General features: G+C 62.3%; 19 protein-coding genes. 5 read left to right on the plus strand and 14 right to left on the minus strand.

Annotation, left to right across the window (positions count from 1 at the left end; all coding sequences use genetic code 11):
- Positions 1-49: 49 nt before the first annotated feature.
- Together CLV47_RS08230 and CLV47_RS08235 are read left to right on the plus strand one after the other, a co-directional pair.
- Positions 50-2,440 carry a glycosyl hydrolase 2 galactose-binding domain-containing protein gene (locus tag CLV47_RS08230; RefSeq protein ID WP_106348546.1) on the plus strand — a complete coding sequence of 797 codons (2,391 nt, stop codon included), beginning with the start codon at positions 50-52 and terminating at the stop codon, positions 2,438-2,440.
- 52 nt (positions 2,441-2,492) lie between these two features.
- Positions 2,493-2,894, plus strand: coding sequence for a hypothetical protein (locus CLV47_RS08235; protein ID WP_106348547.1), 402 nt, complete (start codon positions 2,493-2,495; stop codon positions 2,892-2,894).
- Between the two features lie 172 nt (positions 2,895-3,066).
- Here the strand turns inward: CLV47_RS08235 and CLV47_RS08240 are convergent, their stop codons facing one another.
- Positions 3,067-4,452, minus strand: a complete 1,386-nt coding sequence (locus tag CLV47_RS08240) for a UDP-glucose dehydrogenase family protein (protein WP_337589562.1) — start codon at positions 4,450-4,452, stop codon at positions 3,067-3,069.
- A gap of 263 nt (positions 4,453-4,715) precedes the next feature.
- Between CLV47_RS08240 and wecB the strand changes: the two genes are divergently transcribed.
- Entirely contained in the window at positions 4,716-5,861 is a 1,146-nt protein-coding gene (wecB, locus tag CLV47_RS08245) for a non-hydrolyzing UDP-N-acetylglucosamine 2-epimerase (protein WP_146135325.1), read from the plus strand.
- An 8-nt stretch (positions 5,862-5,869) separates the two neighbouring features.
- On the opposite strand, the gene CLV47_RS08250 is transcribed toward wecB, so the two are convergent.
- The 4 genes from CLV47_RS08250 to CLV47_RS08265 form a co-directional block, all read right to left on the minus strand.
- Positions 5,870-7,003: a serine hydrolase domain-containing protein gene (locus CLV47_RS08250; RefSeq protein WP_106348549.1), complete on the minus strand. Its 1,134-nt coding sequence runs from the start codon at positions 7,001-7,003 to the stop codon at positions 5,870-5,872.
- Between the two features lie 115 nt (positions 7,004-7,118).
- Positions 7,119-7,574: an SPW repeat protein gene (locus CLV47_RS08255; protein WP_106348550.1), complete on the minus strand. Its 456-nt coding sequence runs from the start codon at positions 7,572-7,574 to the stop codon at positions 7,119-7,121.
- 71 nt (positions 7,575-7,645) lie between these two features.
- Positions 7,646-8,185, minus strand: a complete 540-nt coding sequence (locus CLV47_RS08260) for a carboxymuconolactone decarboxylase family protein (RefSeq protein ID WP_170111004.1) — start codon at positions 8,183-8,185, stop codon at positions 7,646-7,648.
- Positions 8,186-8,204: 19 nt separating this feature from the next.
- Complete coding sequence (locus CLV47_RS08265; RefSeq protein WP_106348552.1) at positions 8,205-9,032, minus strand: SDR family NAD(P)-dependent oxidoreductase; 828 nt, start codon at positions 9,030-9,032, stop codon at positions 8,205-8,207.
- Between the two features lie 84 nt (positions 9,033-9,116).
- Between CLV47_RS08265 and CLV47_RS08270 the strand changes: the two genes are divergently transcribed.
- Entirely contained in the window at positions 9,117-9,515 is a 399-nt protein-coding gene (locus CLV47_RS08270; RefSeq protein ID WP_106348553.1) for a nuclear transport factor 2 family protein, read from the plus strand.
- A gap of 38 nt (positions 9,516-9,553) precedes the next feature.
- Positions 9,554-9,994: a PaaI family thioesterase gene (locus CLV47_RS08275; RefSeq protein ID WP_106348554.1), complete on the plus strand. Its 441-nt coding sequence runs from the start codon at positions 9,554-9,556 to the stop codon at positions 9,992-9,994.
- 23 nt (positions 9,995-10,017) lie between these two features.
- Here CLV47_RS08275 and CLV47_RS08280 read toward each other — a convergent pair whose 3' ends face one another.
- The 9 genes from CLV47_RS08280 to CLV47_RS08320 all read right to left on the minus strand — a co-directional run bounded on the left by CLV47_RS08280 (position 10,018) and on the right by CLV47_RS08320 (position 18,080).
- Positions 10,018-10,656, minus strand: coding sequence for an RES family NAD+ phosphorylase (locus CLV47_RS08280; RefSeq protein ID WP_106348555.1), 639 nt, complete (start codon positions 10,654-10,656; stop codon positions 10,018-10,020).
- Positions 10,657-11,268, minus strand: a complete 612-nt coding sequence (locus CLV47_RS08285; RefSeq protein ID WP_146135326.1) for a hypothetical protein — start codon at positions 11,266-11,268, stop codon at positions 10,657-10,659.
- Positions 11,269-11,407: 139 nt separating this feature from the next.
- Complete coding sequence (locus CLV47_RS08290) at positions 11,408-12,961, minus strand: class I adenylate-forming enzyme family protein (RefSeq protein ID WP_106348557.1); 1,554 nt, start codon at positions 12,959-12,961, stop codon at positions 11,408-11,410.
- 1 nt (position 12,962) lies between these two features.
- Positions 12,963-13,430 carry a hotdog family protein gene (locus tag CLV47_RS08295; RefSeq protein WP_170111005.1) on the minus strand — a complete coding sequence of 156 codons (468 nt, stop codon included), beginning with the start codon at positions 13,428-13,430 and terminating at the stop codon, positions 12,963-12,965.
- 32 nt (positions 13,431-13,462) lie between these two features.
- Entirely contained in the window at positions 13,463-14,197 is a 735-nt protein-coding gene (locus CLV47_RS08300) for an ABC transporter ATP-binding protein (protein WP_106348559.1), read from the minus strand.
- Positions 14,194-14,925 (minus strand): ABC transporter ATP-binding protein, encoded by a 732-nt coding sequence (locus tag CLV47_RS08305; protein WP_106348634.1) that lies wholly within the window; start codon positions 14,923-14,925, stop codon positions 14,194-14,196. Before CLV47_RS08305 ends, CLV47_RS08300 begins: the two co-directional genes overlap by 4 nt.
- Positions 14,922-16,004: a branched-chain amino acid ABC transporter permease gene (locus CLV47_RS08310; protein ID WP_106348560.1), complete on the minus strand. Its 1,083-nt coding sequence runs from the start codon at positions 16,002-16,004 to the stop codon at positions 14,922-14,924. Before CLV47_RS08310 ends, CLV47_RS08305 begins: the two co-directional genes overlap by 4 nt.
- Positions 15,995-16,864, minus strand: coding sequence for a branched-chain amino acid ABC transporter permease (locus CLV47_RS08315; RefSeq protein ID WP_106348561.1), 870 nt, complete (start codon positions 16,862-16,864; stop codon positions 15,995-15,997). Before CLV47_RS08315 ends, CLV47_RS08310 begins: the two co-directional genes overlap by 10 nt.
- A 37-nt stretch (positions 16,865-16,901) precedes the next feature.
- The gene (locus CLV47_RS08320; RefSeq protein ID WP_146135327.1) at positions 16,902-18,080 is read right to left on the minus strand and encodes an ABC transporter substrate-binding protein; all 1,179 of its coding nucleotides are present in this window, start codon (positions 18,078-18,080) and stop codon (positions 16,902-16,904) included.
- Between the last annotated feature and the right edge of the window lie 4 nt (positions 18,081-18,084).

Below are 18,084 nucleotides of genomic sequence, written 5' to 3' on the forward strand. Positions count from 1 at the left end.
TGTCCGGTCTGGCTCCGCGCTTGACCCGCCATCGTTGCGCATCCTTCCGATGGTCACTTGGATCCCAATCGAAGTACCGGGCACGGCTGCGGCCGCGTTGAGAGCGGCTGGCAGACCATTTCGCGATCGCGACTACGACGACGAGGACTGGTGGTTTCGCGCCCAGCTCTCGCGCCCGCACGGCCCCGGTCCATGGGTCCTCGAGTTCGGCGGGCTTGCGACCATCGCGGACGTGTGGCTCAACGACGAGCATCTACTGCACTCCGAAAACATGTTCCAGACTCATCGCCTAGATATCGAGGAACTCGCTGATGGCAACGAACTACTTATCCGGTGCGCGGCGCTCCATCCTTTGCTGTCTAAGCGAAAGCCGCGCCCACGATGGAAAGTCGCGCGACTCCAACATCGCGGGCTGCGCTGGATCAGGACGACTCTGCTCGGCCGGCTGGAAGGCTGGCCGCACACTCCTCCACCCGTCGGACCGTGGCGCGACCTACGACTCAGCGAACGCGCGAAGATCGACCTGGTGGAGCGAGACCTGCACGCCCGATGTCACCCCGACGGACCGGGCGGATCGGTCACCGTCGACCTCACACTGCGCGGCGTGCTCGCGGATGGTCCAGCACACCTTGTCGTCGGCGATCACAGTGTGCAGTTGGACCTACACTTGCTCGACAGCGACGACGGTCGACTCTGGCAAGTTTCTGGGGAAATTGCGCTGCCTGAGGTCGAGCACTGGTGGCCGCACACACACGGCGAGCAACCGCTGTATTCAGTTGCACTTGAGATCGACGGCTCACGAATCGACCTCGGTCGAGTGGGATTCCGGACCATCGAAGCGGACCGCCACGATGACGGCTTGACGCTGATCGTCAACGGCACTCCCATCTTCGCCCGCGGCGCTTGCTGGACACCGATGGACCCGATAAGTTTCACTGCCACGCATGGAGATCAGCGTCGCGGTCTATTGCAACTGCGCGACGCCAACCTTAATGTTGTCCGAGTCAGCGGCGAAACCATCTACGAGGACGACGCCTTTCTCGATCTCTGTGACGAACTCGGCCTACTCCTGTGGCAGGACTGCATGCTCGCGTTCTACGACCCACCAGACGATCCCGACTGGGCCGGCTCCTTCACCACCGAGATCGACCAGCAGCTGACCCGACTACAAGGACGACCCTGTGTCACTGTAATCAGTGGCGGCAGCGAGATCGAGCAACAGGCGACGTACGCCGGCCGTGGCGGTATCGACACCATCACCGCCCTCGACGCGCTCATCCCCGAGGCGCTTCATAAGCGGCTGCCTCAGGTGCCCTATCTCCCATCCAGCCCGACCGGTGGCGACATCCCGACCCGACCAGACACGGGAGTGGCGCACTACTACGGTGTGGGTGCCTATCTGCGTGAGCTCGACGATGCGCGTCGATCGGGGGTTCGTTTCGCCGCAGAGTGCCTTGCCTTCGCGACACCGTCCGAGCCGCGGACAATCGACGAGGTGTACGGCGGACCGAGCTCCGCCGGCCACCATCCCGAATGGAAGCGTTCCGTCTATCGGGACGCGGGTGCGTCGTGGGACTTCGAGGACGTGCGCAACCACTACACGCGGTTGTTGTTCGGCGTCGATCCCGACCAGATCCGCTACTACGACGCAGATCGAGCGCTTGAACTCGGACGAGCGACCGTGGCCGAGCTCTTCACCGCGACAATGTCGGAGTGGCGCCGCACGTCATCTCCGATGGCCGGCGCCATCATCTTCCATCTCCGCGATCTCGTCGCGGGCGCTGGGTTAGGCATTGTCGACGCCCTCGGGCAACCTAAGGCTCCGTGGCACGTACTGCGACGGCTTATGGCACCGGTCGCTGTAGCACTTACCGACGAGGGGCTCAACGGCCTGGCCGCACACCTCGTAAATGACACCGGCCAGACATTCAACGGGGTTCTCCGTGCAGAGTTATTTACGAACGGCGAGTTGTGCGTAGACAGTGCTGAGATACCGATCAACATAGGTCGACGCGACGGCCTCACGGTCACAATTGATTCCATGTTCACCGGGTTTCGCGATCTCACGTGGGCGCACAAATTCGGACCAATTGCGTACGACGTCATCGGCGTCACGCTCCTAAACGCGGACAGCGATCCGGTGTCGAGCGCCGTGCACCTGCCGGGCGGGCCTGCGCGCGACCGAGAGCCAGACTTGGGCTTGACTTCTTCACTGGCACAATCCGGATCTGAAGATTGGCATGTAGAAGTCGAATCGCGCCGATTCGCCCAGTGGGTCTCACTGGACGTACCGGGCTGGAACCCCGATGACTCGTGGTTTCACCTACTTCCCGGCCAAAGACGCGATATCGCCCTGCACCCTACCGAAGCCGCGCCCAGCAAGCCGACCGGATACATTAGGGCGCTCAACTCGGCTGCGACCAAACGCTTTACAGCGTGACTCCGCTTCGCGCCCGTACTGAGGGCGTCTTGGACCGCAAGAAAGTCACGGAATGCTCTTAGTACCTCTGATTTCGTTAGCGGTGCTGGTGATTGCGGCAATCGCCAGCAGAATCACGCGATCACCAATAGCTGCTGTTTTTCTGGCGCTCGCGAGCGGCATCTGGCTGGTTGCTAACAATCGGCTCGAAGGTCCGGTTTTGATCACCTTCACCCCTAGGAATGGACTGACAGCCACCGACCTACTAGGTCTTGTCGGCTTCTTTTACGCGCTGTACATCGTCTGGGAGCGGTATGTCGATTCAACCCGCCTACGTGTCCGGCGCTGGGCTCTAATCGGGCTTTGTGCCGCGGTATTCCTAGTGTTGCCGGTAACCAAGCTGTTTATTTCGCTACTTTACCCCTGCCTCTTTGAACAGATCCGGTTGTCGTGGGTCGGCGTACTCATCGGCTAGCGCTATTGCGTAGATCGTGGTGCACGGCACTTCGGCACGGTTGAATACAGTCACCGGGGCATCATCGGACGTTTGTTGCGGAAGCAACCCAAAAATATCCCGTTGGCTGCGGCACCCGCGCGCTGGCCTATCGCGTCTTCACGCTCGTAGCTCTAAACGTTCGCGTCCAGCTCTAAACGGTCGCGAGCGATAAAGCGCCATTCGCACTCGCACGTCCAAGTGCCCGATAACTCCACCCTGCGGCCCGCCACACCGCTGGATCCAGCACATTCCGGCCGTCGAGAATGCAGCGATTTCGCACGAGCTGAGCGAGGGAATCGGGATCCAGCTCTCGATACTCGGACCATTCGGTCAGCAACAACACCGCATCCGCGTTCAGCACTGCTTCGTAAATCGGCTTCGCGTAAGTCAACGTTGGCTGGACCCGAGCAGCATTATCCAACGCCTGTGGATCAGTGACAATGACTGTCGCGCCGCCGGCCTGCAGCGCCGCGGCAATGTCGAGAGCGGGAGAGTTACGTACATCGTCACTATCCGGCTTGAACGCAGCACCCAGCACTGCGATTCGCTTTCCACGAATAGAACCGCCGCACTCTTCGATTGTCAGCTCAACCATCCGATGGCGACGCCGTTCGTTGATCGCATCGACTTCCCGAAGGAATGACAGTGGCTCGGACGCGCCGAGCTCCGCTGCTCTTGCCATGAACGCGCGGATGTCCTTCGGAAGGCATCCACCGCCGAACCCGACTCCGGCGTTGAGGAACCGCCGACCGATGCGCTTGTCGTGTCCAATAGCATCAGCGAGCTGCGTGACGTCACCGCCAGTGATCTCGCACAATTCCGCCATCGCGTTGATGAAGGAGATCTTGGTGGCGAGGAACGAGTTCGCGGCTACCTTGACGAGTTCGGCTGTCACGAAGTCGGTCTGCACTACGGGTGTCCCGTCCTTGATCGTGGCCGCATAGACCTCGTCTAGCATCGCCTTCGCGATGGTGTGGGCATATCCAACTGGCAGTCCGTAGACGAGCCGGTCTGGGTGCAGCGTGTCCTTTACCGCGAAACCTTCGCGCAGGAACTCCGGATTCCAAGCGAGCATCGCCGACGGCTGTGCTTCTCGAATGGCAATATCCAACCGCGCCGCCGTGCCTACCGGCACCGTCGACTTACCGACGACTAGCGCGCCCTCGCCAAGGTATGGGATAAGCGCATCGATCGCGCTGTCCACGTAAGTCAGGTCCGCGGCGTATTCGCCCGCCTTTTGCGGCGTACCGACACATAAGAAATGCACGTCCGCATCACGCGCGCTGGCCATGTCGGTGCTGAACCTGAGTCGACCGGATGCGAGCGCTTCGTTGAGCACCTCGGGCAGACCCGGTTCGTAAAATGGCGCCTGGCCTGCGCTTAAGGTATCGATCCGATTCTGATCGATGTCGATACCAACGACTTCGTGGCCCAGTTTTGCCATGGACGCTGCGTGCACTGCCCCCAGATAACCGCAACCTATTACAGAAAGCCTCATTTCATGTCCCCCCGAACATTGAGAATGGCTGCCTTGCATTCTGCCGCATTACGCCGCGGAATGCCATCGCATCACGAAAATCGAGGCGCGACTAACTCGGAGCATCGCGTCAGCGCGACTGTGCGCGCACCGTCCGGCCCTGTCGTCACGTCCCGCCGAAAGGCGGCTGGCACCAGTTTCCGCCGGCTTCTCGGCGGCACGAGCACAAGCGATATGGTTACGCCGCGAGGCTTTGGGCCAGGTGAGCCTGGGTACGGCGTCCATGACGCGGCTATCGGTTGATGTGACTTAGAGGAGCGAAGATGTTGCGTGTGATGACGATCTACGGGACCCGTCCCGAGGCGATCAAGATGGCGCCACTGGTCGAGGCCCTCGCCCGTCAGGATGACATCGAGCCGATCGTCGCGGTCACCGGGCAGCACCGCGAAATGCTCGACCAAGTCAACGCCATCTTCAACATCACCCCCGACCACGACCTCGACCTGATGCAGCCCGGCGCCACCCTCACTCAGATCACCACTCGGGCGTTGGAGCGCATCAACGAGATGCTCGTTCAGTCCCGCCCGGACGCGGTCGTCGTACAGGGCGACACGACGACCGCGTTCGCCGGTGCGCTGGCTGCATTTTACGAACAGATCCCCGTTGTCCATCTCGAGGCGGGCCTGCGCACCGGAAACATGCGCTCCCCGTTCCCGGAAGAGATGAACCGGCGCCTCACGTCCCCCATCGCCGCCCTGCACCTCGCGCCGACCGCGATCTCCAAAGCGAACCTGCTCGCCGAGAACATTGACGAGTCCATCGTGCCGGTCATCGGCAACACTGTGATCGATGCCCTGCACTGGACCGTCGACCAACAGATCGATTTATCCGACCCCGCGATCGAAAAGATCGTGTCGAGCGGCCGGCGGATCCTGCTGATCACCACCCACCGCCGCGAGTCGTGGGGCGCGAAGATGCGCGAGACCATGAACGCCGTCGCGCAGATCGCCCGCGCCGAACCCGACCTCGCGATCGTGCTGCCGATGCACCGTAACCCCATCGTGCGCGACGTGGTCGTGCCCATCCTGGGCGAGCTGGACAACGTCGTACTGACCGAGCCGATGGCGTACGGCGAGTTCGCGCGGCTGATCGCCGCCTCGACGGTCATTCTCACCGACTCGGGCGGGGTGCAGGAGGAGGCACCCAGCCTCGGCAAGCCGGTGCTGGTCATGCGTGACACCACCGAACGCCCCGAGGCCGTGACCGCCGGGACCGTGCGGCTCGTCGGGACCGACGGGCCGCTGATCGTCGAATCGGTACTTGAGTTGCTGCGGGATGAGGCGGCATATAAGGAGATGGCGAACGCTGTGAACCCTTATGGTGACGGCAAAGGCGCTCCCCGCGCAGCCGCTGCGATCGCGCAGATGCTCGACGTCGGGGAACGGCTACCGGACTTCGTAGTGGAGTAGCGGACAGATTAATCGAGGGCGGCGTAGACGGCCTTCACGATTGCTTCGCTGGAGACGCTGCCGACGAGGCCAGGCGACATCTTGTTCATCATGTAGCTGATCGTCAAGTTGCGCTCAAGATCATTGATGATCACCGAACCGCCCCAGCCTCCCCAGAAACATACCCGACCCACGGGAATGTAGGGCTGCTCGGAGACCTCGAGGCCGTAACCGATGCCGAACCGGATCGGTACGCCGAGGACCTGGTCGACGCCGTTGGACTGCTCCTTGAAGATCAGGTCGATCGTGTCCTTGGACAGCAGCCGTACGCCGTCCACCTCGCCGCCATTGACTATCACCGACTGGGCTCGCGCAACCGAGCGGGCATTGCCGTGACCGTTCGCTCCCCCGATATCTGCGCGGCGCCACTCGGGAGTCCACGAGTCCGACGCGTCCGGCGCCGGTCCGCTGAACGTCTTCATCATGACACTGTCCATCGGGATCCCCTCGGGGATCGGCAATGGCGGGGGCGGGATCACGTTGGATACCCGAGAAAACTCCGAATCCGGCAGCCCGATGAAGAAGTCCGCGCCGAGCGGCCCGGCGACCTCGTCGGCGAAGAACTCGCCGAGCTTCTTGCCGGTGACCCGACGGATGACCTCACCAATAAGGTGCCCGAAGTCGATTGCGTGGTACCCCGATGCCGTACCCGGCTCCCACCAGGGTCCCTGCGCCGCAAGCATTCCGGTCGACTTGTCCCAGTCATAGATGTCCGCGACCTCGACCGGCTGGTCCCATCCCGACACCCCGGACGTGTGCGACATCAGGTGCCGCACCAGCACGTTGTCCTTGCCGTTTTGCGCGAACTCCGGCCAGTATTTCGCGACCGGGGCGTCCGGGTCGAGCTGGCCTCGGTCGATCAGCATCAGCGCGCACAGCGCCGTCATCGTCTTCGTTGTCGACCACACGTTGGTGATCGTGTCCCGGCCCCACGGCGCGGACTTCTGTTCATCGACCCAGCCGCCCCAGATGTCGATGACCGGTTTGCCCTCAATCAGCACCGTGACCGACGTACCGACGTCCTCGCCTTTGTCGATTAAATCGCCGACAACCCCACGCACCGGCTCGAACCGAGCATCGCAGTCCCCAATGATATCTGCCATCCGACAACCCCTCCGCTAGAGCACGCTCCACGGCGCACCTCTCGATGACAGTACAACTCCGCCGGCGAACCCAACAGGTGTTGAGCTCGCCGGCGGAGTTGTGTCAGACCGACGATCAGCGATGCTTCAGGGCGTACCTGCTCATCACGCTGATACCGCCGCCGAATACCACGATGCACGCCCCAGCGATCACGTTGCTGAGGATCATCCCGGTCGACGTCGTCACACCGTTGATCACCCACGGCGAGATAATCAGCCAGACGCCGAGCAGGGGAACAACCCAGGACATGCCATGGGTGCGCTCATACGCGGCGACGAGGCCGAGTACGACGACCATTGTGGCGACGCCGACGATCAGGTTGTTGATCGTCAGTGACGGCGCGCTGCCGCTGAATCCGACGACCCAGGCCGATATTGCGACGTACCCGGCAGCGAGGAAGGTCAGGCCTTCGGCGCCTTTCGTGATCGGCTCTTCGGCCGCGCGGCCATAGCGTTCACGCAGTTCGAGCATGTCCGGATGGCGCGCCATCGACGCGGTTGTCTGGGGTGTTACTTGCGGTTCGGTGGTCATTGTGGCCCACCTCCTAGGGGAGAAGAACTTGACACTTCTATTTTGCCCCCATTTCCCGCGGTTGAACGTCGCTAAAGCCAGGGAGCGATGGGGAATCCGTCCTCCAATTGCACCTGCATCGAATTGAGCGCGCCGCCGAGCATCACGTAGGAACCGACCAGCATGCAGATCTCGATAATCTGCTTCTCGTCGAACCGTTCGGCCAGCGCAGTCCACGTCTGCTCGCCGATCCGGTGGTCCGTGAGCAACTCGTCCGCGGCGGTCACCAGCAGCGCATCGCTCGGGTCGAGCGCCGGCGTTTCGGTGCCCAACTGCGCGATCACCTCGTCCTCGATCCCTGCCTTGCTGCCGATCCGGGCGTGGTGGCCCCATTCGTAGTCCGCGCGGGCGCCGTACGCCGCGCGCAGGATCAGGATCTCCCGCTCACGACCGGTCAGCATCGACTTGCCGAGCAGCCGCGACCCGAGCGGCAGGTAGGCGCCGAACACCTCGGGATGGCGGATCATCGTGCTAAATACGCGGTATTCCTTGCCGGCGTCCTTCATCAGCTGCTGCTGCTGCTCGGTGCGTTCCTCCGGCGGGACTGGGAGGACGCGAGGCGATTCGGTCATGTAGTTCTCCATCTTCGTGTCAGTGATTCTTGAACGGACCTTTGTCTGCGGGAAGGGTCGGGTAGTTCGGCGTACCGACTGACGCCCCGGCATCAACGGGGAGTACGACGCCGGTCACCCACTTGGCGGCGTCACTCATCAGATAATGCACGGCCTCGGCGACATCCCAGCCGCTGCCCTCGGTGCCGAGGATCGAACGTTCCTGACGCGCGGCGCGGGCATCGTCGGTCATGCCACGCGCCGACACCATGGGGGTGTAGACCATGCCGGGGGCGACGCAGTTGACGCGGACGCCCTGCCGCCCGTGGTGGCTGGCCATCGCATGGGTGAGACCGATGACGGCCGCCTTGGACGTCGGGTACAGCAAGTGCGGGATGCCGCCCTTGAGCCCCGCGACCGAGGATAGGTTGACGATTGACCCCGAACCGTTCTCCAGCATGCTGGGCAGGCAGTACTTCGCCATCAGCATCATCGACTTGACATTGATCTGCATCCCGAGGTCCCAGGCGTCCGGGTCCACGTCGAGCGCCGTACCCGGTGCCCCGCCGATCCCGACGACGTTGACCAGGCCGTAGATCGAGCCCCACTCGGCCAGCACCTGATCGATCGCGGCCCGCGCGGAGTCGTTGTCGGCGGCGTCGGCCTCGACCACCATGCTCGTGCCGCCCTCGTCGCTGATCATCTGCTGGGTCTGCTCGGCCCAGTCGCGACGCTGGTCGAGCAACGCGACCCGGGCGCCGGAGCGCGCCATCAGGATGGCCGACCCGCGGCCGTTGCCGATGCCATCACCGCGCGACCCGGCACCGGACACCACCACGACGCGGCCGTCAAACGACGTACTGTCCATCAACAATCCACTTCCCTCATGTTGCGCACGTCCCTCTTTGCGTAGGCTCGGGTATCAACGCGTACGCCGATCCAGGGAGTCACTATGCAGGATTTCAAGAAGGCCGTCGAGTCCCAGGACCACGAGAAGATCGAAGCGCTGCTCGCCGATGACATCGTCTTTCGTAGCCCGGCCGTCTACAAACCGTACGAAGGCAAACCCGTCGTCTCGGCGATCCTCCGTGCGGTCAACCGCGTGTTCGAAGACTTCCGCTACACCCGCGAGATCGGCGATCCCGGCTCTCCGGACAGCGTCCTGGTCTTCGAGGCACGCGTCGGCGACCGCGAGCTCGAAGGCGCGGACTTCATCCACGTCAACGCCGACGGCCTGATCGACGACCTACGCGTGATGATCCGCCCGCAGTCCGGTCTCAAGTCCGTCGTGGAGGGTATGGGCGCCGCGCTCCCGGCCGCGATGAAAGAGCTCGGCATAGATCCGAAGTAACCCGCTTATCCGGCATACACACAGTTCAGGAGACACGAATGGCCGAGGCACAAACCACGATCCAGTCGATCGCCGACAAGGACCCGCAGGACTTCGTCAAGCGGCAGCCGTGGGCCGAGTCCCTCGGCATGGTGATGGACGAAGCTACGCCCGAACGAGTGCGCGCGCATCTGGAATGGTCGCCGCAGATCTGCACCTCCGGCGGCATCATGCACGGCGGCGCGTTCATGACCTTCGGCGACTCGGTCGGCGCGATCTGCGCGATGCTGAACCTGCCCGAAGGCGCCGGTACGACGACCACCTCGTCCTCGACCGTCTTCATCCGCGGGCTGCGCGAGGGTGAAACGGCGTACGCCACCGCGATCCCGCTGCAAGCCGGACGCACCGTGATCGTCGTACGCACCGAGATCACCAACCAGGACGGCAAGCTGCTCTCCCAGGTGACGCAATCGCAGGCAGTCCTGCAGCCGCGCTCCTAAGCCTTATTCTGCCGGGCGGGCGGTCAAATGACGTCGTATCCGATCTCCAGCGCGGCGGCCCTAATTGTTCGGTAAAGCGCATCGTCCCGGAGGCCACGGCTGAGATCTGGCGCCACAGGTAACGCTGAACGCGCGGGATTGAACAACGTTGCGCATGGACGTCCTGTCATCGACGAGGAGTAATACAAACCATCGCTGTCGGGCCACGCTTCCCGGAAGGCTCGCGCCCATGCCCGGGTCACGTCCTTTCTGCCGGTATTGATCGCGTGGGACGCCCCGATTGATACCGGCCATACCTCCGTGAGGTCGAGGAGTGTCATCGGACGAGTAACGGTGAAACCCGTCAGGTACGGCGAACGCCGGACGGTATTGATGGTCCGCCGTCGCGACATCGATCCGCCAACCTGAAAGACCTCCGCGAGAGCGGTTGCGATGTCGCGCGCTACATATGCAACACCCTCGGAACTGATCGCGGCGGCGCCCGCGGGCTGCGGGTCGAATCGCCCACTCGGAAGCGGGCCAAAGTAACGAAAGCCGTCCCACACTGACGGATGTGCGGCAGTGAGAAAATGGATGCGCCACAGTACGCCTTCAAGTTGATAGAATTTCGGCTCGTTCTGCCGTAGTTCATCGACCGAAGGCGGCGCGGGCAACTTCGCCACTTACAACCCTTCGGCCATACTCATCGCGTAGGTCACGACTCGTGCGGGATCGCCGTTCGCGTGAAGCCACAATAGGGGTGAAAGTTCCTCACCGTTGAGCACCAGTTCGCTAGACCGGCTCGAGAAGAAGTCCTCGACCTCGAACGGGTGCATATCCTCCGGCAGCGCGGCAAGGACCTCCCTCAACCCGGGCACCACCCCCCCATCGGTGAATTGCCAGATTGGGAAGCGCCGAGTCCGCCCGGTGCTGGGCAACGCATACAACGATCTCGCCCGCAGCCGGTGCCGCACCCGGCTAGGGTCGGTTTTCAACCGTTTGGCGACCTGTTCCGTAGTGAGCGTTCGTGCATCGACTAACGCCAAGCGCGCGATCACGTCATGTTCACCCGAGCGAATCGCCTCATCGCTCGCCGGAACGATGCCACCGTGGGCATCGAGGATTGACTGCTCGCCTGCTGACAGCGTCGGCGCTGTGCGGATACGGCCAACCGCAGTCGTTGCGCCGAGTACTCGATCGAGAGCCTCCGCCAACTCAGACTCCGTGATATCCGCGTCGCGAAGTCGCAGCACAGTCGCCGTATCTAGCGTTGCCGACTTTTCACTACCTCTCATGCGCACATTTTATCACGCTGTGCTAGTGCGTGCGGATCACCAACGGGTGGGAGTAACTGCGAGGGAACCTCGCAATCGCTAGTCCTCGCGTACGACGTCGGCGGCGTCTTTGTCCGGACGCCAGCCGCATCACACCGCCCTAGCCGCGCGCCTGCTCTCGCAACGCGACTTTGTCGACCTTGCCGATGGGCAGTAACGGGAGTGCTTCTACGATTCGGAACTCTTTGGGGATCTTGAAGTTGGCAAGACGCGCTCGGCACCATCTACGCAGCTCAATCTCAGGTTCCTCGTCAAACTGGCCGATCTCTACGAACGCCACGCCAACTTCGTCGTACACGGGATCGGGGCGCGCCACTACGGCGGAGAGACGTACCTCGGGGTGCGATTCCAGTACCAACTCGACCTCGCGCGGGTACACGTTGTATCCGCCGGACTTGTACATCTCGTGCATGCGACCGACGAGCCTGAGTGAGCCGTCGGGTTCCAGTACGCCGACGTCTCCCGTACGGAGGTAGCCGTCGTCGCTCATCGCCGCGGATGTCGCGTCGGGCCGGTTGAAGTAGCCGATGAATTGGCCGGGGTGCCGGACGAGGATCTCACCCTCTTTCCCGGTCGTGGCCGCCGAGCCGTCTTCGGCTTCCAACCTAAGGTCTACCTCGTCGACAGGGTGACCCACACTTTCGGACAGTTGGATGCTCGATGCCGATTCCTTCGAATACGTCACCGACCCGGTAATCTCCGTGAGCCCATATGTCGTGCCGACGCGCAGTCCACGCGACCGATACGCCTCGATGATGGATAGCGGCAACGGCCCGCCGCCCCAATGGACGCTCTTCAGCGTCGTCAAATCGGTCGCGTCGAATGCCGGGTGCTCCGCGATCATCTTCAACATCGTCGGCACTTGCATCAAGGTCGTGACACCGTCGCGCTCTACCGCCCGGAGAATCGCGGCCGGGTCGAATGTCTCCTGGAAAACAATCGACCCTCCGTTGATGAACGGCGTACAGCACAGATCACCAACTCCGCCGATGTGATTGATCGGTAGGTTAGCAATCACGGCCATGACGTCGTCTCCGTGATGTCGGGCCTGAATCTCGAAACTGCGGCACAGCCCGACGTTGGAGAGCATCGCTCCTTTAGGTACCCCTGTGCTTCCCGAGGTGTACACGATTAGCGCCGCCCGGTCGGGCTCGACCGCGTTTTGAGCACGCTTCAGCTCGACCGAGGAGACCTCCCCGCCCGCAGCGAGAAACTCGGCGAGCTCCGTTGGTTCGTCGCCGAAGGTCACCGGCGGCGGTGCGCCGCCGTCAACAAGAACCCGCGTGAGCTCGTCGTCCGCGGTCCGGTCATCCGCACTAACCTGCGCGAACACGATCCGCGGTTTGCTGTCCGATATGACGTGGTCGAGTTCGCGCTCCTTGTAGCGAGGGTTGATGCCCAGCCACACGGCACCGATCGAGGTCGTGGCCAGGAACGAGATCCAAAACTCCGGTCGTGGGGTCGACCGGACGGCCACCCGGTCGCCTGCCCCGACCCCGGCCGCGAGCAGTGCACGCGCAAACCGGTCGACTTCGGCGTTGAGACGGCTGTACGTCGCGACATCTTCTCCATGGCGGTACGCCGTCCTGCCTGGCGCCTTTGACGCCCAGTAGCGCAGGTAGTCACTGATCTTGTCGAAGCGTGGTGTCGCCACGCTAGCGACTATCTTCGGTCGGAGCGCATTTCAATACGAGCCACTGCGCAACCATGGCCGGTTTCTGCCGTCCTTCGACCTCGATCACGTTGTCGGTGGTCAATAGCCGGTCATCGCCGCGCGGAACCAGTGATGCGACCGTCGACCGCACCCGGATCCTCTCGCCGATCATGACCGGTGACGTGAATCGGACGCTGTTCAGACCGTAATTGAAGCCGTAGGAGCCGTCGACTCCACGTGGCGCGAACTTGAACTCGAAATGCAATAACAGGCTCAGCAGCATGAAGCCGTCGATGAGATCTGGACCGAGCGGATTGTTATTGCTGATCGTGAGATCCACGTCGTCCGCGGTGAGGTAGGTCGAATATGCGAACTGCCGTAGGTGATCGCGGTCAATCTCAAACCACTCGCTGCAGAAGAGCTCGTCACCGGCGGTGAATATGTCCGCTGTGTCAGAGGGGTGGGTCATTGATGTGCCTTTCAGTACGTCGGACATGAGGACTATTCAGGCGCCGCGATCTCCGCTTCGATGCCGAGGTAGGCCGCGACCACGGCAGCATCATCGAGAAGGTCCGCTCCCGTCCCGGAGACCACTACTCGGCCGCCCTCGATGACATAGCCGAAATCGCTGATGGCTAACGAGGCCCGGACGTTCTGCTCGGCCAGAAGTACGGCGGTACCGTCCGCGACGATCTGCTGGATCGCGGCGATAACCGTGTCGGTCATGATCGGCGACAGACCGAGCGTCGGCTCGTCAAGGATCATCACCCGGGGACGAGCGACGAGCGCGCGTGCGATCGCGACCATTTGCTGTTCCCCGCCGCTCAGCGTGCCCGCGGCTTGCCGAGCGCGCTCCCGGATTACTGGAAACATCTCTGCCGCAGCGGCGATCCGAAATTCAGTGTCGGCCGCGTTTACCTTGAGTGGCGTCACGCCCATAATGAGGTTTTCGCGCACCGTCAGTCCGGAGAAGAGGTGCCGTCCCTCCGGGCACAGCACCAGACCCTTGCGCACCAGTTTCGACGACGCCTGACCTGACACGTCTTCACCGTCGAGCATGACGCGACCGCTCAAGAGTGGTACCTGCCCGGCGATCGAGCGCAGCAATGTCGACTTTCCTACGCCGTTCGCCCCGACCACCGCGACACATTGACCGGCGTCAACCTGGATGCTGATGCCGTGGAGCACCCGACGAGTTCCGTAGCCTCCGTAGACGTCTTCTGCCGACAGGATCATCGGTCCTCCTTCGTGCCGAGATAAGCGGTGCGGACGCCTGGATCGTTGACGACTTCTTCAGGCGCGCCTTCGAACAGCACCTCTCCGGTCGCCATGGCGAGAATCCGATCGCACAGCGTGGTCATGAGTCGCATCTTGTGATCGATGACCACGACGGTGACGCCCGTGTCGCGGATCTCGTCGAGCAGGCGCCCCAGCGCTACAACCTCCTGTTCGACGAGCCCGCCGCTCGGCTCGTCGAGCAGCAGGATGCTGGGCGCACCCATCAGCGCCATAGCGATCGAAAGGCGCTGTTGATCGAACAGCGGCAACGACATCGTCTGTCTGGAACCGTCGTCGCTCAACCCGACCAGCTTGAGCACAATCGCCGCTTGGTCCTTGACCGTTCGCTTCCCCAACCGGCGCTCATGAGCGATTCCCGCGATCACCAGGTTGTCTGCGATGCTGGACTCGCCGAAAATCTGACTGTTCTGGAATGTGCGCCCCAGTCCCAGCCGCGACCTACGGAACGGCGTCAGCCCGTCGATGCGTCGACCGAAGGCCTCTACTGTGCCCGTGCTCGCCCGGTCAGATCCCGCGATCAGACTGAACAGCGTCGACTTTCCGGCCCCGTTCGGACCGATAATCCCAAATATCTCTCCCTCGGCAACGGTGAACGACACGTCGTCCACGGCACGGACACCGCCAAAGTGGCGCGTGAGTCCGCGCACCGTCAACACATCGGTCATCGCTTACCTCCCGACAGCGCGCCGGTGCGCGACAGATCGCCCGGCGACTCCTGATCGGGCGGACTCGGATCCGGCGGCGGACGGTGGCCGGCGGCTATCAGCCGGTCGTACAAGTCACTCGCGGTTCCGACGAGTCCGTGTGGAGCGAACCGCACGACGACAAGCAGCACGACGCCGAGCGCAATCAACGAATACTGTTCGACACCACGCAGCATCTCTGGAAGAACGATGTAGACGGCCGCGCCGACGAGCGGCCCGAGACCGGTCCCCACGCCCGCAATGACTAACGCGAGCGCGATTTTGAAGCTCACATCGAGATTACTGACCGAAGGATCTAGGAATCCGACATACGGACTGTAGAGCGAGCCCGCCACCCCGGCGATCGCCGCACTGACGACCAATGCGACGAGGCGGGTGCGAGAAGGATCGATGCCGACCGCAGATGCGAGCCGCTGGTTCTGACGTATCGCCTCCAGCCTGCTCCCCAACTTGGAACGACGGATCGCGAACATCAATCCGGTGAAGACGAAGGCAAACGCAAGGATCAAGTAGTACTGGGAATCGCTGTCCTCAAAGGTGATTCCGAACAACGAGTCGTACGGCGCGATCGGTCCGAGTCCTTGCGCACCCCCGGTCACACTCGACCAGTTGAGCACGACGAGATAGACCAGCAGTCCGAATCCGAGACTCGCGATCACGAAATAGTGACCCTGCAGGCGCAGAGTCAGGATGCCCATGATGAGTCCGAGTAACGCACCGGCGAGGGCAGCCGCCGGCAGTGTGTACCAGAAGTTCCACCCGTGGTTGGCCATAAGAATGCCGGTCGCGTACGAGCCGACGCCGAATATTCCACCGTGGGCGACCGACACAAGTCCGGCGTACCCAATACACACATTCAAGGCGACCATGAGGCCGGTGTAGATCAGCACCAGGGTAGCGATCTGCATGTAGTAGTCGGACAGCAAGATGACCGGCATCAACATCAGCAGGACCGCAACCGCGCCGAGGACCAACTGCCCGGCCGTCGGCGTACGACGTGAGCCACGCGAGGGCTTGGTGACTTCGCTTGCTAGCGCCATGCCTTCGTCTCCTTTCCGAACAGGCCCTCAGGCCGCAACGCGAGGATCGCAATGAGTACGAAAACGGCAAACCCGTCACGCCAGTCGAGCGATATGTATCCAGAGCCGAATGCCTCGACGAGGCCCAGCACAAGACCGCCGACGATCGCGCCTCCGATGCTCCCCATCCCCGCAAGGATGATGACGACGAACGCCTTGATCGATAGCGAGTCACCCATCGTTGGCGTGACTTGGGAAACGGGGGCGAGAAGTGCTCCGGCAAGTCCGGCCAACGCGCTGCCGATCGACATCGCAAGCAGCGAGATCGCGCGCGGACGTAGGCCGACCACCGTCGCTCCCACAGCGCTTTCGGCAGCCGCTCGAATCGAGATTCCCGTCCGCGTGCGTTTGAGAAAGACGAACATCGCAATGAACAACGCGGCGCTCACAATGACGATGATGAGTCGCTGATACGTGATCGATGCGCCGAAGAACGTGAAGCTCCCGGACGCCGCCGACGTCACGCGGCGTGCGTCGGCGCCCCATATCACAGACGCGAAGCCCTGAAGCACCATTACTAAACCGAATGCGGCAATGAACATCGTCGCCGGCGGCGCCTTGCGGAGCGGGTCGAAGATCGCCACCTGGGTGAGGACCCCGAGAAACCCCAACGCTATAACCGCCACCACGACGGCGATCCAATAGCTGCCGGATGCGTCGGCGATCAGCCACGTGATGTACGCGCCGATCATGGCGTGCGCGCCGAACGCAAATTGCGGGATGTCCATGACGCCGAATACCAGCGCAAGTCCTACCGCGACGATGCTGTAGATGCTTCCGAGCATGATCCCGTTGGCAAATGTCTGTGTTATTTGACCCATCGGTTCTCCTCGCTTCCAGTGGAAGTCGGTAGAAGTGTTACTCGATCTCCTGGTAGGACCCGTCGGGCTTGACCAGACGCAGATGGACGACGCCGGTGGTTTCGCCGTTCTTTTGCATGTCTGTCAGGCCGACCGTGTTTGCCGACTTCTTCAGCGCCTTGGGCATGGCTGCGCGCACCTTCTTCACATCCGTCGTACCGGCCTCCTTGATTGCCTCGACGATCCAGGCGGCTTGGGAGTAGGTCGTTGATGCGCTGGGGTCGAAGGGCATGTCCGGGAACTTCGCCTTGTATTGCTCCCGGAAAGTTTTGTCAGGAGATTCCGGGCTATTCCACGGGCCGCTCTCGAACAGCGCCCCGTCGATGTCGGCCGGGTTGGCGACCTTCGACTTGAGGTCGTCCGCGTCGCACGCGAGCATGAACATAAACCGGCCGTCGTACCCGAGTTCTTTGGCTTGTTTGACCGCCTGCGCCGCTTGGTCGCAGGTCACGGGCATCGCGAGCAGATCGGCCCCGGATGAGATCAGCGGCGTCAACTGTGGGTAGAGATCCGTCGTGCCTTGCTGAAATGTGGCGGTGGCAGCCTTCGGAAATCCTGCAACTTCAGTTCCCTTGCTGAAGTTGTCGGTCCACGCCGTACCAAACTCGTCGTCGCTGGTGAGCACGGCGATCTTCTTGATGCCAAGGTCGTTATCCTTGTTCGCCTTCGCGAGCAGTTTTCCTTCGCCGGGCATGTAGGTCTTGGTGTTGAACCAGTAACGTGCCGCGTATGGATTCTTGCTAGTCACGATCTTGTCCGTCGCGGCGCTGCTGACGATGACGAACTCTGACCCCTTCTTCGTATTGAAGCTATACAGCGGAAGCGTCTCGGTCGTCGTCACGGTCACCATGCCGGTGACGTGGTCCTGGCTGGCAAGTTTTCGGCCGCAGCTGATCGCCTTCGCGGCCTGATACTGCGTGTCGCAGTAGATGATCTTGACCTTCTTTTTGTTGCCGTCCACTGTTATGCCGCCATCCTTGTTGACGACATCCTGATATAGGTCGAGGCCGTTTTTGCTGTGCTGTCCGAGGTCGGCCGCCGGCCCGGTCAGCGGCAAGATGGCACCGATGGTGATCTCTTTCGAGTCGGAGTCGCTGTTCGAGCCACAAGCGGTCATCAGTGCGGATCCTGCGAGAAGCAGTGCGGCAATGGCGATCCCGCGTTTGGTTTTGTGCATGGTG

This window comes from Antricoccus suffuscus (genome assembly GCF_003003235.1).
In the GTDB taxonomy this organism is placed as follows: Bacteria; Actinomycetota; Actinomycetes; order Mycobacteriales; family Antricoccaceae; genus Antricoccus; species Antricoccus suffuscus.

Excerpts from the sequence above, each read along its gene's own strand:
- CLV47_RS08235 (WP_106348547.1), top strand. The coding sequence starts at position 2,493 with ATGCTCTTAGTACCTCTGATTTCGTTAGCGGTGCTGGTGATTGCGGCA.
- CLV47_RS08295 (WP_170111005.1), bottom strand. The coding sequence starts at position 13,430 with ATGACCCACCCCTCTGACACAGCGGACATATTCACCGCCGGTGACGAG.
- CLV47_RS08315 (WP_106348561.1), bottom strand. The coding sequence starts at position 16,864 with ATGGGTCAAATAACACAGACATTTGCCAACGGGATCATGCTCGGAAGC.
- CLV47_RS08270 (WP_106348553.1), top strand. The coding sequence starts at position 9,117 with ATGCAGGATTTCAAGAAGGCCGTCGAGTCCCAGGACCACGAGAAGATC.
- CLV47_RS08285 (WP_146135326.1), bottom strand. The coding sequence starts at position 11,268 with ATGAGAGGTAGTGAAAAGTCGGCAACGCTAGATACGGCGACTGTGCTG.
- CLV47_RS08240 (WP_337589562.1), bottom strand. The coding sequence starts at position 4,452 with ATGCAAGGCAGCCATTCTCAATGTTCGGGGGGACATGAAATGAGGCTT.
- wecB (WP_146135325.1), top strand. The coding sequence starts at position 4,716 with ATGTTGCGTGTGATGACGATCTACGGGACCCGTCCCGAGGCGATCAAG.
- CLV47_RS08250 (WP_106348549.1), bottom strand. The coding sequence starts at position 7,003 with ATGGCAGATATCATTGGGGACTGCGATGCTCGGTTCGAGCCGGTGCGT.
- CLV47_RS08230 (WP_106348546.1), top strand. The coding sequence starts at position 50 with ATGGTCACTTGGATCCCAATCGAAGTACCGGGCACGGCTGCGGCCGCG.
- CLV47_RS08260 (WP_170111004.1), bottom strand. The coding sequence starts at position 8,185 with ATGACCGAATCGCCTCGCGTCCTCCCAGTCCCGCCGGAGGAACGCACC.
- CLV47_RS08255 (WP_106348550.1), bottom strand. The coding sequence starts at position 7,574 with ATGACCACCGAACCGCAAGTAACACCCCAGACAACCGCGTCGATGGCG.
- CLV47_RS08305 (WP_106348634.1), bottom strand. The coding sequence starts at position 14,925 with ATGACCGATGTGTTGACGGTGCGCGGACTCACGCGCCACTTTGGCGGT.
- CLV47_RS08275 (WP_106348554.1), top strand. The coding sequence starts at position 9,554 with ATGGCCGAGGCACAAACCACGATCCAGTCGATCGCCGACAAGGACCCG.
- CLV47_RS08265 (WP_106348552.1), bottom strand. The coding sequence starts at position 9,032 with ATGGACAGTACGTCGTTTGACGGCCGCGTCGTGGTGGTGTCCGGTGCC.
- CLV47_RS08320 (WP_146135327.1), bottom strand. The coding sequence starts at position 18,080 with ATGCACAAAACCAAACGCGGGATCGCCATTGCCGCACTGCTTCTCGCA.
- CLV47_RS08310 (WP_106348560.1), bottom strand. The coding sequence starts at position 16,004 with ATGGCGCTAGCAAGCGAAGTCACCAAGCCCTCGCGTGGCTCACGTCGT.
- CLV47_RS08300 (WP_106348559.1), bottom strand. The coding sequence starts at position 14,197 with ATGATCCTGTCGGCAGAAGACGTCTACGGAGGCTACGGAACTCGTCGG.